This window comes from Loktanella sp. F6476L, from assembly GCF_023015725.1.
GTDB lineage: Bacteria > Pseudomonadota > Alphaproteobacteria > Rhodobacterales > Rhodobacteraceae > Yoonia.
In genome coordinates this window covers 136525-151702 of the sequence record NZ_JALKAR010000002.1, presented here as the reverse complement: position 1 = coordinate 151702, position 15178 = coordinate 136525, and the positions used below count along the sequence as shown (strand labels likewise).

14 protein-coding genes are annotated in these 15178 nt (G+C 55.2%); 5 read left to right on the top strand and 9 right to left on the bottom strand.

Annotated elements, in window-relative coordinates; genetic code table 11:
- The first annotated feature begins 40 nt into the window (after positions 1–40).
- Positions 41–1183, top strand: a complete 1143-nt coding sequence (locus MWU61_RS06005) for an ATP-grasp domain-containing protein (protein WP_247127381.1) — start codon at positions 41–43, stop codon at positions 1181–1183.
- Here the strand turns inward: MWU61_RS06005 and MWU61_RS06000 are convergent.
- The 6 genes from MWU61_RS06000 to MWU61_RS05975 are packed head-to-tail and all read right to left on the bottom strand — an operon-like array spanning position 1174 to position 7207.
- A complete protein-coding gene (locus tag MWU61_RS06000) occupies positions 1174–2157 on the bottom strand; it encodes a Rieske 2Fe-2S domain-containing protein (protein WP_247127380.1) in 984 nt (327 codons plus the stop codon). The genes MWU61_RS06005 and MWU61_RS06000 overlap by 10 nt on opposite strands.
- On the bottom strand, positions 2154–3242 hold the full coding sequence (locus MWU61_RS05995) for a GNAT family N-acetyltransferase (RefSeq protein WP_247127379.1): 1089 nt from the start codon (positions 3240–3242) through the stop codon (positions 2154–2156). Before MWU61_RS05995 ends, MWU61_RS06000 begins: the two co-directional genes overlap by 4 nt.
- A 2-nt stretch (positions 3243–3244) precedes the next feature.
- On the bottom strand, positions 3245–4483 hold the full coding sequence (locus MWU61_RS05990) for a F390 synthetase-related protein (RefSeq protein WP_247127378.1): 1239 nt from the start codon (positions 4481–4483) through the stop codon (positions 3245–3247).
- Positions 4483–5289, bottom strand: coding sequence for an MBL fold metallo-hydrolase (locus MWU61_RS05985; protein WP_247127377.1), 807 nt, complete (start codon positions 5287–5289; stop codon positions 4483–4485). The genes MWU61_RS05990 and MWU61_RS05985 overlap by 1 nt, the downstream gene beginning before the upstream one ends.
- A complete protein-coding gene (locus MWU61_RS05980; RefSeq protein WP_247127376.1) occupies positions 5286–6233 on the bottom strand; it encodes an NAD(P)-dependent oxidoreductase in 948 nt (315 codons plus the stop codon). The genes MWU61_RS05985 and MWU61_RS05980 overlap by 4 nt, the downstream gene beginning before the upstream one ends.
- On the bottom strand, positions 6230–7207 hold the full coding sequence (locus MWU61_RS05975) for a 3-oxoacyl-[acyl-carrier-protein] synthase III C-terminal domain-containing protein (RefSeq protein ID WP_247127375.1): 978 nt from the start codon (positions 7205–7207) through the stop codon (positions 6230–6232). The genes MWU61_RS05980 and MWU61_RS05975 overlap by 4 nt, the downstream gene beginning before the upstream one ends.
- A gap of 157 nt (positions 7208–7364) precedes the next feature.
- Here MWU61_RS05975 and MWU61_RS05970 point away from each other — a divergent pair, with 157 nt between their 5' ends.
- On the top strand, positions 7365–8276 hold the full coding sequence (locus MWU61_RS05970) for a sugar kinase (RefSeq protein ID WP_247127374.1): 912 nt from the start codon (positions 7365–7367) through the stop codon (positions 8274–8276).
- 28 nt (positions 8277–8304) lie between these two features.
- Here MWU61_RS05970 and MWU61_RS05965 read toward each other — a convergent pair whose 3' ends face one another.
- The gene (locus MWU61_RS05965; protein WP_247127373.1) at positions 8305–9258 is read right to left on the bottom strand and encodes a 2-hydroxyacid dehydrogenase; all 954 of its coding nucleotides are present in this window, start codon (positions 9256–9258) and stop codon (positions 8305–8307) included.
- Positions 9259–9265: 7 nt separating this feature from the next.
- On the bottom strand, positions 9266–11062 hold the full coding sequence (locus tag MWU61_RS05960) for an IlvD/Edd family dehydratase (RefSeq protein ID WP_247127372.1): 1797 nt from the start codon (positions 11060–11062) through the stop codon (positions 9266–9268).
- A 133-nt stretch (positions 11063–11195) separates the two neighbouring features.
- Here MWU61_RS05960 and MWU61_RS05955 point away from each other — a divergent pair, with 133 nt between their 5' ends.
- Complete coding sequence (locus tag MWU61_RS05955; RefSeq protein ID WP_247127371.1) at positions 11196–12074, top strand: NAD(P)-dependent oxidoreductase; 879 nt, start codon at positions 11196–11198, stop codon at positions 12072–12074.
- On the opposite strand, the gene MWU61_RS05950 is transcribed toward MWU61_RS05955, so the two are convergent.
- The gene (locus MWU61_RS05950) at positions 12071–12712 is read right to left on the bottom strand and encodes a GntR family transcriptional regulator (protein ID WP_247127370.1); all 642 of its coding nucleotides are present in this window, start codon (positions 12710–12712) and stop codon (positions 12071–12073) included. The two genes, MWU61_RS05955 and MWU61_RS05950, sit on opposite strands and share 4 nt — an antisense overlap.
- Before the next feature lie 177 nt (positions 12713–12889).
- Between MWU61_RS05950 and MWU61_RS05945 the strand changes: the two genes are divergently transcribed.
- Both MWU61_RS05945 and MWU61_RS05940 read left to right on the top strand, forming a co-directional pair.
- Positions 12890–13912, top strand: a complete 1023-nt coding sequence (locus tag MWU61_RS05945) for a TRAP transporter substrate-binding protein (protein WP_247127369.1) — start codon at positions 12890–12892, stop codon at positions 13910–13912.
- Between the two features lie 83 nt (positions 13913–13995).
- Complete coding sequence (locus MWU61_RS05940; protein ID WP_247127368.1) at positions 13996–15165, top strand: mandelate racemase/muconate lactonizing enzyme family protein; 1170 nt, start codon at positions 13996–13998, stop codon at positions 15163–15165.
- Positions 15166–15178: the final 13 nt, after the last annotated feature.

The following is a 15178-nucleotide window of genomic DNA, read 5'->3' as shown; positions in this document are numbered from 1 at the left end:
ACTTACAGAACAGGCAGATGTTTTCGGCTAAACTGGCCGAATGACTGCGAGAACCATCCTCATCACGGGCGCGCGCGCGCCAGTTGCGCTACATCTTGCGCGGTTATTTCATTTTGCGGGACACCGCGTTCATCTTGCTTGTAGCATCCCATCGCCGATGGCCGCTGCCAGTGTTGCCTGCACACAGTTCCACCTTTTGCCGTCACCACGCAGCACGCATTCTGCGTTTCGTTCGACAATTCAACGGATTGCGACTGATCACAACGTCGATCTTATTATCCCGACGTGTGAAGAGGTCTTTTACCTTGCGATGATAAAAGCCGACATCAAGGTCCCAATTTGGTGCCCTGATTTGGCGGATCTTGCCCGAGTTCATGACAAGTACGCCTTTATTGAGACAGTGAAGGACTTGGGCTTGCCCGCGCCCGAAACAGCGTTGTTGAAGTCGAAGGCTGATCGGAACGCGCAGCCTGAAGGCGTCGTGTTTAAACCGCAGTGGTCACGCTTTGCATCGGAAGTCATGATCAAACCGACCGCCCGGCAACGTGCCACATTGGCCCCTTCGGCCGCATTACCATGGGTCGCGCAGGCGTTTGTCGATGGTGTTGAAATGAGCACCTATGCCATTGCGAGAGATGGTAAAATGTTGGGGTTGGCGCAGTATCAATCGTTGTATCGCGCGGGCAAAGGTGCGGGCATTTGTTTCGCGCCTGTTCATGATGATCAGATCACGGATTTTGTGACCCGTTTTGTTGCTGGCACAGGTTGGACGGGACAGATTTCATTTGATTTCATCCGGCAGGCTGATGACACGATCATGCCGCTTGAATGCAATCCGCGGGCCACAAGTGGCGTGCATTTTTTCCGTGATCCAGCGGCCTTTGGAGCCGCAGTTTGCGGTAGAGGACCCGCAATTGTGTCTGGTGTATCGCAAACCCAAGCCGTGAAACTGGCGATGTGGGTCTATGGGCTGCCCAAAGCGATCAGGACTGGAGAGATTCGAGAATTCTGGCGCAGGTATCGGACCGCCCAAGACCCGTTGGATTGGCCCACTGACCCGCGTCCAAAGCGTCAGCAATTCAATGCTTTGGTGGAAATCGGAAAAATTGCACTGCGCGATCGGGTCAGCCTTCAGTCCGCATCAACCCGAGATATTGAATGGAATGGACCGGATCAAAGCTGAATCTGATGGATTCTTGGGGTTTCAGCGCAGTCCGGTAAGCGGCCTGACATGATGGCGGCGATATCGTTGCGTAGGAAATCCAATGGCCCCAAGACGGGTTTGGCATCAGGCCACAAAGCGGCGTTGCGACTGGCCGACGACAGCACCCGACGGTCCTGATGCAGCGCAAGTTTGAACATCGGTTTAAACGCCAATGCCTTTATCTGTGCGCCGATCCCTGTGTTTGGACCAATCAACCACCCGATCCCTTCGACACGATCCGGTGACGCTTGGCGAAGATGAAAGGTGGTGGCAAGGGTCAGACCGTCGGGCCCCCAGTATTCCAATTCCGCGATGCCGGGTGCCCGAAACCGCCCAATCGTTTTTGTGCGCGTCCCTTCCAATGTGCGGCTGACGACACCCTGCTGTTTGTCTTCGCCGGTATAGCAGGCCTCGACCCAGCCATCGCCGCCGGTGACGGTCACGTCGACCAACACTCGTTTTGAACTGAGCCCCCGCAGTAATCCCTTGTGGGTGAAATGCGTGTGGGTCGCGTCGAGGATGTTTTCGGCGGCATCGATGACGGTCGATTGTGTGTTTGATCGGACCATGCGCGTGATCACGTCCTGCCCGGCGGCACAATGTGTGTATGGGGTTGCCGACTGCGGGCTGTGACGGATGAAAACAGCCCCATCCTTTTCGCACACCTGCCACGTTTTCACGCGGGCTTTCGGCAGATTACCTGCGTGACCAGGGACGGCCGTGCATTGCCCTGAACCGCCAAAACGCCACCCATGGTAAGGACATTCGATCTCTCCATCGATCACCCGACCTTTCGATAGTTCGACTAAGCGATGCGGGCATCTGTCGGTCAGCGCGGTGAGACCGTCCGTCGCGCGGAACAAGACAATTGGGGTGCCGTCCAACATCACGCGCAAGGGTTTTCGGCCTATGTCTTTTGAAAGCGCGACGGCCTGCCAATGGTCTGATGTCATAGGGAAAACCTTTTCAATAGCGGAACGCCGATGCGGGACAGAACCTGTTCCATCACCCGCACGGCGAGACGTTGTTTGCGCGGCAGGTGATCGACGTAAACGGCGGTGTATTCGACGGTCGGCTTTGCCCTACGCAGGCGTTTGAAAGATGCGGCACCCGCGCTCATGTGAAAGAACAGCCCGTTTTCAATGGCGTGGTTCTGGGCCAAACCCATCACCATCCGATACAACCCCTCGGACTGCGGCCGATTTGTATTGTATCCCACAATCGGTTGGGTCAGGGTGCCAGCGTTTTCAAATAATCCTGTGACACCAACCAGCGTTCCAGTCTCATCCCGCAGCCCCATCAGCGTGAACAGCCCACGCTGGTGCATTTCGCGGATGTAGGTCGCCGTGTATTGTGGATTCAGTGGTGTGTATTTTTCAAGATAAAGCTGGGCATAAAGCCGTGCGGCGATCACGTAATCAGCGTCGGAAAATGCGTCGTTACTGACGATTTGCAGCGGGGTGTTCCGTAGAAGGCGGCGGTCATGTTTCATGTTGTTCGACAAACTGCGGTCATCAAGGCTGGCCGCGATGTAGACCATACGTGCGGGCAGCATGCGAAAGCCACTTTGACGCAGTTGATCGATGGTTGTCGGATCAGCGATGTCATTGAGCGATCTGATGATAATCGCGTGGTCGGGATACGTTGCTAGCAGTCGATCCCGCAGGTCCGCCGCATCTGAGATAGCGGGAATCGGGTTGGTCGAAAGCAGCCAGTTATTCACCTGTACCTGACGATCCAGGCCCGCGGCTTGTACAATGGGCCCACAGGCTTTGATTAGACCTTCAATCAGGCGGCGGAGCATGTGCCGCCTGACGAAATGGCGCGTTTCATCAATGGCGTAGTCAATGTAAGCCGTCGAAGGGCAGCAGATATAACAGGTTTTATCGGCGCCCCCATCGTTCAGCGTGAGTGGTAACGTCGCCCCATCCACGTCGATCGATTGCACTGTCGTTTGAAGGTTCGCGATGAGCGCGTTTACCGGAAAAGCATTGAATAAGGCTGCAAAGTCTTGGGCGCGGTTTGTGGAGGCTGACATCGCTATCCGGTCCAATCCTTGTGGACCCGACGCAGTTTTTGGTCGGTTTCCAATGTCAGATCCGCGTGCTGCAAATTCACGTTCACGCAAACTCCGCGCGCATAGAACAAGGAACGCAGGCCGTCGTACGCCCGAGCAGCGACATCGGGCGCAGATGACGTTGGTAATGTTAAAATCACCGTCGATTTACCACTTTGTACGACCCTGAAATCCGCAATGTCGGGGTGCGCCTGTACAACCGCGTCACGTATGACGTCGGGCGTCACAAAAGTCGCGCCAAAATCGAACGTGTCGTCTGTGCGCCCCACTACTTCTGATACAGCCGTTAACGGAGACCCGCAGGGGCAGGGGGTTGCTGAAAGGCGCAAGAGATCGTTCATCCGGTAGCGCGCCATGATTTGTGTTTCGCGCTGAAAGCAGCTGACGATTGGGGACACCAACCCACCATCCACGGTTTCGAGTTCGAAGAACACGGACTCTTCGGCTAGGTGCAGCGTGCCGCGCTTGCACGACACGGCGAACAATCCTTCGGTTGCCATGTAAATCTGGCGCAGCGGGCCGCCAAATCGATCCGTGATGATTGTCTCATCTATTGGATCCAAGGTTTCGGCGGCGCTGAAAACACGCTTCGGCGACAGGGGGATATCGGCTTCCGCAAGATGGCGCAAAATACGTGGCGGGGCGACGATCACCGTTGGATTGAAGTGTATGAGCGCGTCGATCCAAGCCACTACACCTTGCGTAATATCAAAGAACCGCAAATTCAAATGCCGCGTCCGGTTGGCACTGTCGTACAGGCTGGTGTTACGGGGCAGGATGATTGCGACCCTTTGCGGTTGCCACAACATGTCCGCCATCGTCTTGGCCAGAATTGTCCCAAGCCACCGATATTGTTCCTGCTGGGAAATCACAAAAAGCCCGCGATTACCGGTCGTTCCGGTGCTGGCCCCGACGATCATGTCACCAATCTGATCGCCTGACGACAAAGCCTGCCACGCGTTTTGTGCGGTTATGCGGGGCACGTTGTACTGATCGAACGCACCCATAAGATCGGCCTTTTCTATGATCGGTAGATCGTCCAAACGGCTCACAGGATCAGGGTAGGCGGCGACATTCGGAACAGATTTTTGCAGCCATGTCTTAAGGCGCCGTTTCTGCCACCGTTCAAAGTTTGCGCGGCTTTGGTGGGCGCGTGAATGCCAGCGCGTCGATGCAAATGCGCGTGCGGTTTCGGTCAGCATCATATGTCCCAAGCGGTTTGTTTGGGATCATGGCATAAGACGACTTCGCCGCCCGCACAGACGTATTGTCGGACGATGTCTGCTGCTGCAGCGGCTTTTGTTGTGTTGGCAGTGGCGAAGCTAGACGGGAAGCCAGGCAAGCGGTCGTCCATGATCGCCGAGGTTAACCATTGGACATCGGTCGCATATAAAAATGGTCGTTCAAGTGTTGGGAAATAGATGCCGAAATGGCTGTGTGTATGGCCCGGTAGCGGGATCGCGATCATGCTATGATCTCCCGCCAGGTCAAAACCGTCTGGTAGGGCGTTGCCGGTTTCAAATCTTGGCTGGGCTTTCAAGTCGATCAAACGTTCCGCGAAGTCGTCCGGCAACAGTTCTTTGAAGGAACCATGTCTGATGTTTGCGAAACGAGGTCCGGCCAAGACGCTTTGCGCCGCGTCTTGATCGACATAAAAACGGGCATTACGAAATCTGCGCAGTCCAGAAATGTGATCGGCGTGAAAATGGGTGATGATGACGTGTTTGATATCGTCTGCCATCAATCCGAACTTTTGAAGCGTCGAAACGATCTGGCCATCTGGCAAAAGTCGGGGCCGAAACAGCATGCCATAGAGGCGTAATGGCCAAGATCGCGGCCCTTGGGTTGTCTCTGGTGTATACCCTGTGTCGATCAACGTGGGGCCTAATTCTGGATGAAGTACAATACCGTAGCGGACACACAGCGGTACTTTGCGCCACCTCCCTTTGCGCAAGATCAAGCGTTCAAGCGTTGGCATTGTTGCGCTATTTGCAAATGCGACTTTCATGGCGAAAAGGTCCGTTCCAGCCCTTCGGCGAAGTTCACTTTGGGGGACCAGTTGAGCTGAACACGCGCCTTCTGAATGGACAGTCCTTGCTTGTAGGCGAACAGCCCCAACGCATAACGCGTGATGATGGGTTCACGTCTGAACGGATCAATGCGCGCTAGGTTTTCAAGCGCAGCGGCAAAGCCCATCGCCAGTTTCAGCGGCTGTTTCCGCCATGCAACTGATACGCCTGCTTTACCCGCTACCGCGTTAACGATGTTTTGGATCAGAAGGGGTTCGCCCCCCGATATGTTGAAAATGCCCGTCACTTTTGGGGCGTTCAGCGCGGCTAACACGCTATCTACGACGTCATCGACATGCGTCAGATCAATTTCGGCGATCCCATCGCGAAAAATCGGCAGAGGACGCCGCGCTGCGACACGCAAAAGCCGGGGAAGCAGAGCCGTATCGCCTTTGCCGTAAATGCCCCTTGGTCGCAAAACGATGGGGGATAGGTTGCCTGCGTTCAACACAATGTCTTCGGATTGCTGTTTGGTCTTGGCATAGGCGTTCACGGGGCGGGGTAGTGGGCTGTCTTCGGTGACGTTCAGTTGATCTTTGGGTGCGAAGTACACAGACGATGTCGAGACGTGGACGAAACGACTGACGTGTTGTCGTTTCGCGAATGTGACAAGATTTTGTGTGGCCACGACGTTCGCGTTCACAAAATCCGCATACCGGCCGTATGGTGCAGACAGCGCAGCACAATGCACGATTTGGTTAATTTCACCTAGATCTGGCCAGCTTTCGATAGGCGTTGAAAGATTAACAGCAGTGAAGCCGCGATCGGCGCATTTCTGCAGGTTGCGACCGGTGCCGACGACGGTTTCACCCGCCTCGCGTAGCGCTGCGACGACTGCACCGCCTAGAAAACCTGTAGCGCCCGTGACGAGCGTTTTCGTCATTCCGAAACCTCCATCGTGAGACCGCCGAAAGACACGCCTGCGGACGTCCCGAGCATGAGCAGTTTTGTGCCGTCTTTGATCCGATTATTCCGCCGCGCATAGTCCAACGTGATCGGCAAAGAGGCCGCGATTTGGTTCCCGACGGTCGCGGATATGTCGATGACTTTTTCGCGTGGGACAGCAAGTTGGCGGATCATATGGCGTAGCGCGTGGGGGCTCGCCTGATGGGGGACGATGACATCAACCTCACCAATTTTCCAGCCAGCGCACATCAGTAATTCATCAACAAAATCAGCGAAGTGTGCAGCGCTAAGCCGGAATAGAGCCTTGCCATCCATTTGGAAAAGGGCGTTGTTGTCGAATCCGACGGGGTCGTTGTGGTAGTCAAATCGTGTCCCACCTGCCCCTAGCTGACAGGCGTCATAGGCAGATGGATATGTACGCATCAGGGCTGTGTAGGGTGTTTCCCCTTTGGTGATCACAGCTGCACCTGCGCCATCACCAAAGAGCGCGGCTGTTTCCGGTGCCGTCGACCAAGGCAGCGCGCGGGATGCGATTTCTGAGGCGACAACCAAGACTGTGTTCGCCCTACCCAATGCAATCAATCCGGCAGCCATCTCGATCCCCGTGAGGAAACTGAGACAGGTGCTGTTGACGTCAAATGCACTGGCCGCGCCGTCAACGATCCCCAAGTGCTGCATGATTAACGGGGCGGTCGCTGGTAGACTTTGGTAGGGGACAGCGCAGCCTGAAATTACTGTGTCGATATCGGAAATGGCTAATCCAGCATCCTTCAGCGCTGCAAGGGCAGCAGTTTTCGCAAGGTCAATTTGTGTTTCTTGATCAACGACATAGCGTTGATCGACACCTGTCACCTCTGCAAGTGACCCGTCGTACCCGTGGATGAGGTCAAGGCTGGACGACGTGACGCAATTTTCGGGCAGCGCAGCGCCGGTCCCTGCAATTTTAATCATTCGCGTGCCTCCAGTCCGTCTTGGACGTGGTTAATACATAGGCATGGATCGGTTTACGATAAAGGTAAGGAACTCCATAGCGTTGATCTTGCCGTTGAGACTGAACATTGCTAGGGAAGGTCAATCTAGTATACTAGTACGCGATAAAGGGAAGCACATGATCACCAAGGCAAAACGTATTGTGTCCATCGGGGAATGCATGGTCGAAATGGCACCCACGGGGACGCCTGATCACTTTGCTGCGTCATTTGCGGGGGATACGTTCAACACCGCTTGGTATCTTGCACAGCTACAACCCAGCTGGGATGTCGATTATGTAACGTGTATTGGGACCGACACAATGTCCGACAAGATGGCGGACTTCACCCAAGCGGCTGGCATCGGCACCGAACATATCGGGCGTTTGACCACGCACACGATGGGTCTTTACATGATCCATCTGGAAGACGGTGAACGTAGTTTTGCGTATTGGCGCGGGCAAGCGGCGGCCCGCGAAATGATGCGGCAAGACGGGCTTGTTGCGGGCGCTGTGGCTGGCGCGAATATTGTCTATCTCTCTGGGATTTCTATCGCAATTCTTGATGATGCCGGACGTGCGGCACTACGTGAAACCTTGATCACGGCGCGTGAAAGCGGGGCTACGATTGCGTTTGATCCGAACCTGCGTCTGCGGCTTTGGCCTGATGTGGCGACGATGTGCGCGGCTGTCATGGATTTTGCCAGCGTCAGCGACATCGTTTTCCCGTCACACGATGAAGAAGCGTTGTTCTTTGGTGATGCAGATATTGCGGCGACCCAAGCGCGGTATCAGGGCGCGGGCTGCACCACGATAATTGTGAAGAATGGCGGTGGTGAAATTAGTTACTTATCCGGCGATGAAAGCGGCAGCTTCGCCCCGCAGATGGCCGACAAGGTTCGCGACACGACGGCGGCTGGTGACAGCTTTAACGCCGGATTTCTTGGCACTGAAGGGAACGTCGAAGACCAGATCGCGGCAGGGTGTGCGCTGGCGGGACGTGTCATTCAGGGCGCGGGTGCTTTGGTCGTAGGCGCCGTCGAAAAGGGCTAGCCTGCGCGGTTTTTGCGCAAATGCACGGCTAAAGCAGCGATGCGCATTCCGGCACAGGGGAAATCACCGTACCATCTTTGCTGTGCTGCAACAGATTATCGACCGCTAATTGCGCCATCGCGGCACGCGTTTCAACCGTGGCTGATCCAATGTGCGGCGTCAAAACGACGTTACGCATCTTACGCAATGCTTCGGGAATATGTGGTTCGTTTTCAAAGACATCCAGGCCCGCCATGCCTAGTTTTCCTGTCTCTAACGCATTGATCAGCGCCACTTCATCGACAACGGAACCGCGCCCTACATTGATCAAGACACCATCGGGACCCAAGGCTGCCATGACGTCGGCATTCACCAAATGATGCGTGCTGGCGCCACCTGGTGCGATGGAAATCAGCACGTCTGCGTCGCGCGCCATCGCAGCCAAATCGTCGTAGTAGGTGTAGTCCACATCACGCTTTGTACGCGTGTGATACAGGATTTTTGAGTTGAACGGCGCGAGTTTCCGCGCGATTTCCATCCCGATCCGGCCTAAACCCAAAATCCCGATGGTCCGATTGTCGACGCTCCGCGAGAGCGGCAGATTACCTGTTTCCGCCCAACGGCCCGATACGGCATGATCAACCTCGAGCGTGAAATTGCGGTAGCAAGCGATCAGAAGCATTAGCGTTGTTGTTGCGACTTCGGCGTTCAGAACATTAGGCGTATGCGTAACGATGACGCCGCGTTTGACAGCAGTATCTGTGTCGATTGCGTCATAGCCCACACCATTGGAACTGACCAATTTCAGGTCAGGCAGTCCAGCAAGATATTCCGGTTTTATCCCGTAATGTCCGTCTGTTAGCGCATACGCGATACCCGCGCCGTTTTCGGCGAGCCACGCGACAGGATCGTCCATGTCATCCACGTGATGCACAGTAAATGCGGTGTCCAAAGCGGCGCGGATTGTGGGGTTCAGCGGGGCGATTGTGAAAAGGTCGGTCATTGTGGCCTCAATGGTTGTCGCGCGGCATGTGTTTGCGTGCGATGTCTTGGTAATTGGACGCGTCGCGCAAGGTCATCCCGTCGGAGAGCGGTTCGACCATGTCGCGGAAGTACTGCTGCCACGGGGATTGTGACACGGGGATCGGGAAGCCGCCCGCAGCGATCAACCCTTCAAGCCGCGCTTGCAGAACGTCATCGGACACCAGAATGTTCGCGGTGCAAGATTTCAGATCGATGCGGATCGTATCGCCAGTTTGCAGTAACGCGAGCCCGCCGTTATCCGCGGCCTCGGGTGATGCATTCAGGATAGAAGGGGATCCTGATGTGCCTGATTGCCGCCCGTCACCGATACACGGTAATGCTTCAACCCCTTGTTTCAGAAGGTAAGATGGGGCGCGCATGTTCACGACTTCGGCCCCGCCAGGATACCCTTTCGGGCCAGCGCCGCGCATCACGAGGATACAGTTCTGGTCGATGCCTTCTGCCTCGTCATCAATCCGATGATGGTAGTCTTCAGGCCCGTCGAACACGATAGCACGCCCTTCGAACGCGTCGGGGTCATCCGGATTCGACAGATAAGTTTCACGGAACGCGGGGCTAATCACACTGGTTTTCATGATCGCGCTGTCAAACAGATTGCCCTTGAGATTGATGAATCCGGCCTCCTGCATCAGCGGGTCTGCGACGGGTAAAATCACGTCATCATTGATCGTTCGGCGTAGTCCGCAATTGTCGCCCATGGTCCTGCCATTCGCGGTTATCGCATCTGGATGCGGCAACATTTCGGCCTGCATCAATTCGCCCATAACTGCCGGAACGCCGCCTGCGCGATGGAAATCTTCGCCAAGATATTTGCCTGCTGGCTGGAGATTTACGAGCAACGGGACGGCGTGGCCATACGCCTGCCAATCGTCGTTGTTCAGATCGACGCCAAGGTGCTTGGCGATGCCATTCAGATGGATGGGGGCATTGGTTGACCCGCCGAGCGCAGAGTTCACAACGATCGCGTTTTCAAACGCTTGGCGCGTCATGATGTCAGTGGGGCGCAGATCTTCCCAGACCATGTCGACGATGCGTTTACCGGTTTCATAGCTAATCTGCCCACGTTCGCGGTAAGGAGCAGGAATGGCGGCCGATCCGGGCAATTGCATGCCCAATGCTTCGGCCAGCGAATTCATCGTCGTGGCCGTCCCCATCGTGTTGCAATAACCCACCGACGGGGCAGATGCAGCGGCAATTTCGATGAATTCGGCGTCGGTGATTTCGCCTGCAGCCAGCTTTTCGCGGGCCTTCCAAATTACGGTGCCGGACCCCGCGCGTTCACCTTCGTACCAGCCGTTCAGCATCGGTCCGACAGACAATGCAATTGCTGGAATGTTGACTGTCGCGGCGGCCATAAGCAGGGCAGGCGTGGTTTTATCGCAGCCAATCGTTAACACGACGCCATCGACTGGATACCCGAACAATGCCTCTACCAGACCAAGATATGCGAGGTTGCGATCAAGGTTCGCGGTGGGGCGTTTGCCGGTTTCTTGGATGGGGTGCACTGGCACCTCGAGAGGGACGCCGCCCGCTGCAATGATCCCGTCACGCGTGCGTTTCGCCAGTTCGATATGGTGACGATTACAAGGGCTAAGGTCGCTGCCGGTTTGCGCAATTGCGATGATAGGTTTGCCTGATTGCAGCTCTTCGCGGGTCAAGCCGTAGTTGAGGTAGCGTTCAAGGTAAAGCGCTGTCATTTCAGGGTTTTCAGGGTTGTTGAACCACTTTTGGGACCGCAGGTTTTCGGGGGTTATCTTTGGCACGGTAAGGTCCTTTGGTAGATGAACGACAGGCTGGGGCTTCTTGCAATCACGCGATCTTCGCCGCATGAATACCGAAAGCCTACGCAGGTTCGCGGCAGGTTTGCAACGCTACGACGAACCGAAAGGGTCCCGCATGACGCGCAAAATCACACTGCTTGGCACAGGCTTGATGGGCTACCCGATGGCCCGAAACATCGCGTCGGCCGGGTTCGATATGACCGTCTGGAACCGCAGCCGCACGAAGGCAGAAGGGTTAACCGCGCACGGCGTAATGGTTGCGGACACCGTCGTCGATGCAGTCACGCACGCGGATGTTGTGATTTCGATGTTGTCGGACGGTCCGGCGGTCGAAAGCATCATTGCGGATGCAAAACCAGCGTTGGAATCCGGTGCAGTTTGGCTGGATATGTCCAGCACCAAACCGGAAGAGGCCCGCGCATTCGCGGACACCCTCGCAACGTCGGATGTTTCCTTTCTTGATGCGCCAGTATCCGGCGGATCGAAGGGAGCAGAGGCTGCGACGCTTGCGATTATGGCGGGGGGCGACGCTACTGTTTTTGAAAGCGCAAAAGCCGTGTTTGAAACCATGGGGCGGCCTACGCTTGTCGGACCGACCGGCGCTGGGCAATTGGCGAAGCTGGCCAATCAAGCCATTGTGGCGGTGACCATCGGCGCCGTCGCCGAGGCAATGTTGTTGCTTGAACAGAATGGGGCAGATGCCACTGCGGTGCGTTCCGCGCTGAAAGGCGGATTCGCGGATAGCACGATTTTGCAGCAGCATGGGGCGCGGATGACGAAACGCGATTTCGTTCCAGGCGGCCTGACCAAGCTGCAGCTAAAGGATCTCGACAACGTGCTAGCGGAGGCAGGATCGCTGAAACTGCCCGTTGTTCAGCATGTGCGCGACAGATTTCATCGTTATATGACCCAGATGGATGCAGGCGATCGTGATCATTCGGGATTGTTTGAAGAGTTGCTTGATCTCAATGGGTTGCCGTTAGGCAAACCCTAAACCGGGCGCGTAAAGTTCCGAGATAAATGCTCGTGAATGCGACTGCGCGTTAGGGCTTCGTCCTTGGCAAGCACTGCATCCAAGATGCCTTGATGTTGGGTGACATTTTCAGGAACGTATTCAAAATCGCGATCCTTCGCGATCATCTGTTGGCGGAAACGATGGTAAACGACATCATGTGCTTCTTTCAAAACGTCTGATCCGCAAGCTTCGATCAGAGTTTGATGAAAAGCCTGTTCCGCGCGCGTCCAAAGCGTGAGCAGGCCGGTCGCAAAGGGTCCGCCGTTGATCCGGTTTTCAATATGGGACAGGCGGTGGTGGGCGGCCATCAGTCGGGATTCCCAGTCGATGTCGCCGTGACGAATCGACAGCACCGCGCCCTCTGACTCGAGTAAAACGCGAAATTGTGTCAGATCGTGCTGCAAGCGGTCGGATTGTTCGGGGACCCGAAACCCGCGCTGTTCTTGAAAATTTACCAAACCGACGGTCGAAAGCCGGAACAGGATTTCACGCATGCTGGATGCAGAGATCGCGTATTCTTGTGCAAGGTCCGCAGACTTAAGGCGTTGATTTGGCGCAAATTCTCCGTTGACGATCCGATCTCGGACGGTATCAAAAATTGGTATTTCAATGGCCATGTCCGCAACTACATCCGAAAAAAATTTTGAGATTTTGAGGTATTATCAAAATTATGGAAAAAGCAAGAATTTTGTTGTCGCAGCGTAAACCCGCCGCTAGCGTTAAACTTACCAAAATCAATGCCAGTCTCTGGGAGGAGCTGGGAAAAAGCTGATTTGGCCCTAGGGAGGACTAAAATGAAATTGATGACGAAACTGACGACGGCTGTTGCCGGTGTGGCAATGATTGCGTCTGCTGCCTACGCAGATGGGCATGCCTCAACTGTATTGCGTATTCAAACCCACTTTTCGCCTGAAACGCTGTCTGGCCAGATGGCTGCAGAATACATCGAAGACATCCAGACGATGTCCAACGGTGAGATCCAGATCGAAATGTTTTATTCCGGTTCTGTTGTGAAAGCGGCAGAAACGTTTGATGCCGCTGCAACAGGTATTCTGGATTGCGACATGACCGGTGGTGCTTACCAGACCGGTAAAAACCCTGCGTTCCAATTCACTGGCGATTTGCTGGGTGGCTACACGAACCCGTATCAGCAGCTTGCTTGGATGCTGCACGCTGACGGTGCGTCGAAAATCAACGATCTGTACAACCAATACGACATGGAATTTGTCGGCTGGTGGATCCCTGGTCCTGAATCGCTTGCGTCGACTAAGCCAATTGCAGGTGTTGCCGACTTTGAAGGGTGGAAATTCCGTTCACCACCGGGTTTGGCAACGCTCGTGTTTGCCGAAATGGGTGCTTCCCCGATCGTGATGGATTTCAACGAAATCTTTACGGCGCTTGAAACAGGCATCATCGACGGTGCTGATGCGGCCAACCTGACTAACAACGTGGGCCTTGGTCTGTATGACATTGCAGAGCACACGAACTTCCCGGGTTTCCATTCGATGCCAGCCGACCACCTTGCTTGCCGCAAGGACATTTGGGACGCGATGCCAGAGCACCACAAGCGCATTATGACCGTTGCGATGGAAGCATTGGCGCTGAAGAACGCAACAGCAAACGAAGTGCAAAACGCACAGACCGCTGTTGATCTGCGTGCGAAGGGTGTGAACCTGTACGAGTGGCCTGAAGCAGAGCTGGCACAGTACCGTGAAGCTGTGAAAGCTGGTTGGACAAGCTTTGCCACGACACCAGAGGCAGAAGCACTTTTGGAAAGCCACATTGCCTTCCTGACACAGATGGGTCTGTTGAAGTAATCCTTCAGACGCACGACTGACAGACATTCGGCAGGGCTATTTGATGGCCCTGCCGTTTTCACCTCTTTCCCCGCCAGGCACCTATGAAAATCGTTAAGATTCAAAGCCATGTTTTGCAGTACGACCTGCCAGAGCCTTTGGGCTATTCGCAGCAGTATTATGTGAAACGGTCTGCCCATTTGGTGGAAGTGACGACCGACGAAGGTATCACCGGATGGGGCGAATGTTTTGGTCCGGGCAACGTGGCGCTGGCCAACAAAGCCATCGTTGAACGTGTGATCCAACCGCTGATCTTGGGAATGGACCCAATGGATCGCGATGTGATTTGGCACAAAGTTTACAATCTGCTCCGCGACCACGGACAAAAGGGCATGCCGATGCAGGCCCTATCCGGCGTTGATATCGCGCTGTGGGACATCGCGGGTAAGGTCGCAGGCCTTCCCATTCACAAACTGATCGGCGGCGCACACCGCGACCACGTGACCGTTTACGGCTATGGGATGATGCTGCGCCCTGATGAAACCGCCGACAGCTTGGCGGCGCGTTTCGTGGATGAAGCCGCTGAGATTAAAGAAATGGGCTTTGCCGCAACCAAGACGAAAGTCGGGTTGGGGCCGAAACCGGATGTGAAATTGGCCGAAGCGGTCAGACGCGGTGTCGGCGACGATTTCCGTTTCATGGTGGATGCCAACCATTGCTACACCACGTCGGACGCGTTTTACGTTGGCCGTGCATTGCAAGACCTTGATGCGTATTGGTTCGAAGAACCCATCGCGCCTGAAGATCACGATGGCTATCGCGAATTGCGCGCTGGTCTCGACATCAATATTTCGGGCGGAGAAGCCGAGTTCAACCGCTGGGGCTGGCGCCAAATCCTTGAAAACCGCGGTCTTGATATTGCACAGCCCGAAGTCTGCGCACTTGGCGGGATCAGCGAATATCTACGGGTGCTGGCCCTTTGCCACGCGCATTTCACGCCCGTTATTAACCACGTCTGGGGCTCTGACATTGCCGTTGCGGTGAACCTGCAACTGCTTGCAGCAATGCCGCCTATGCCCGGGGGGCTACACCCGTGGGAACCGATGTTGGAATTCGACACCACACATAATCATTTCCGCGATGATCTTTTGGAAGACCCGCTGGACATCGCAGGCCAGGTGAAGACGACCAACGGCACCGTCAAAATTCCGGACAAACCGGGAATAGGTGTTACGCCAAACACGGATTTCATCAAAGAGTTCGAGATTACTTAGACGACCTTGGGAG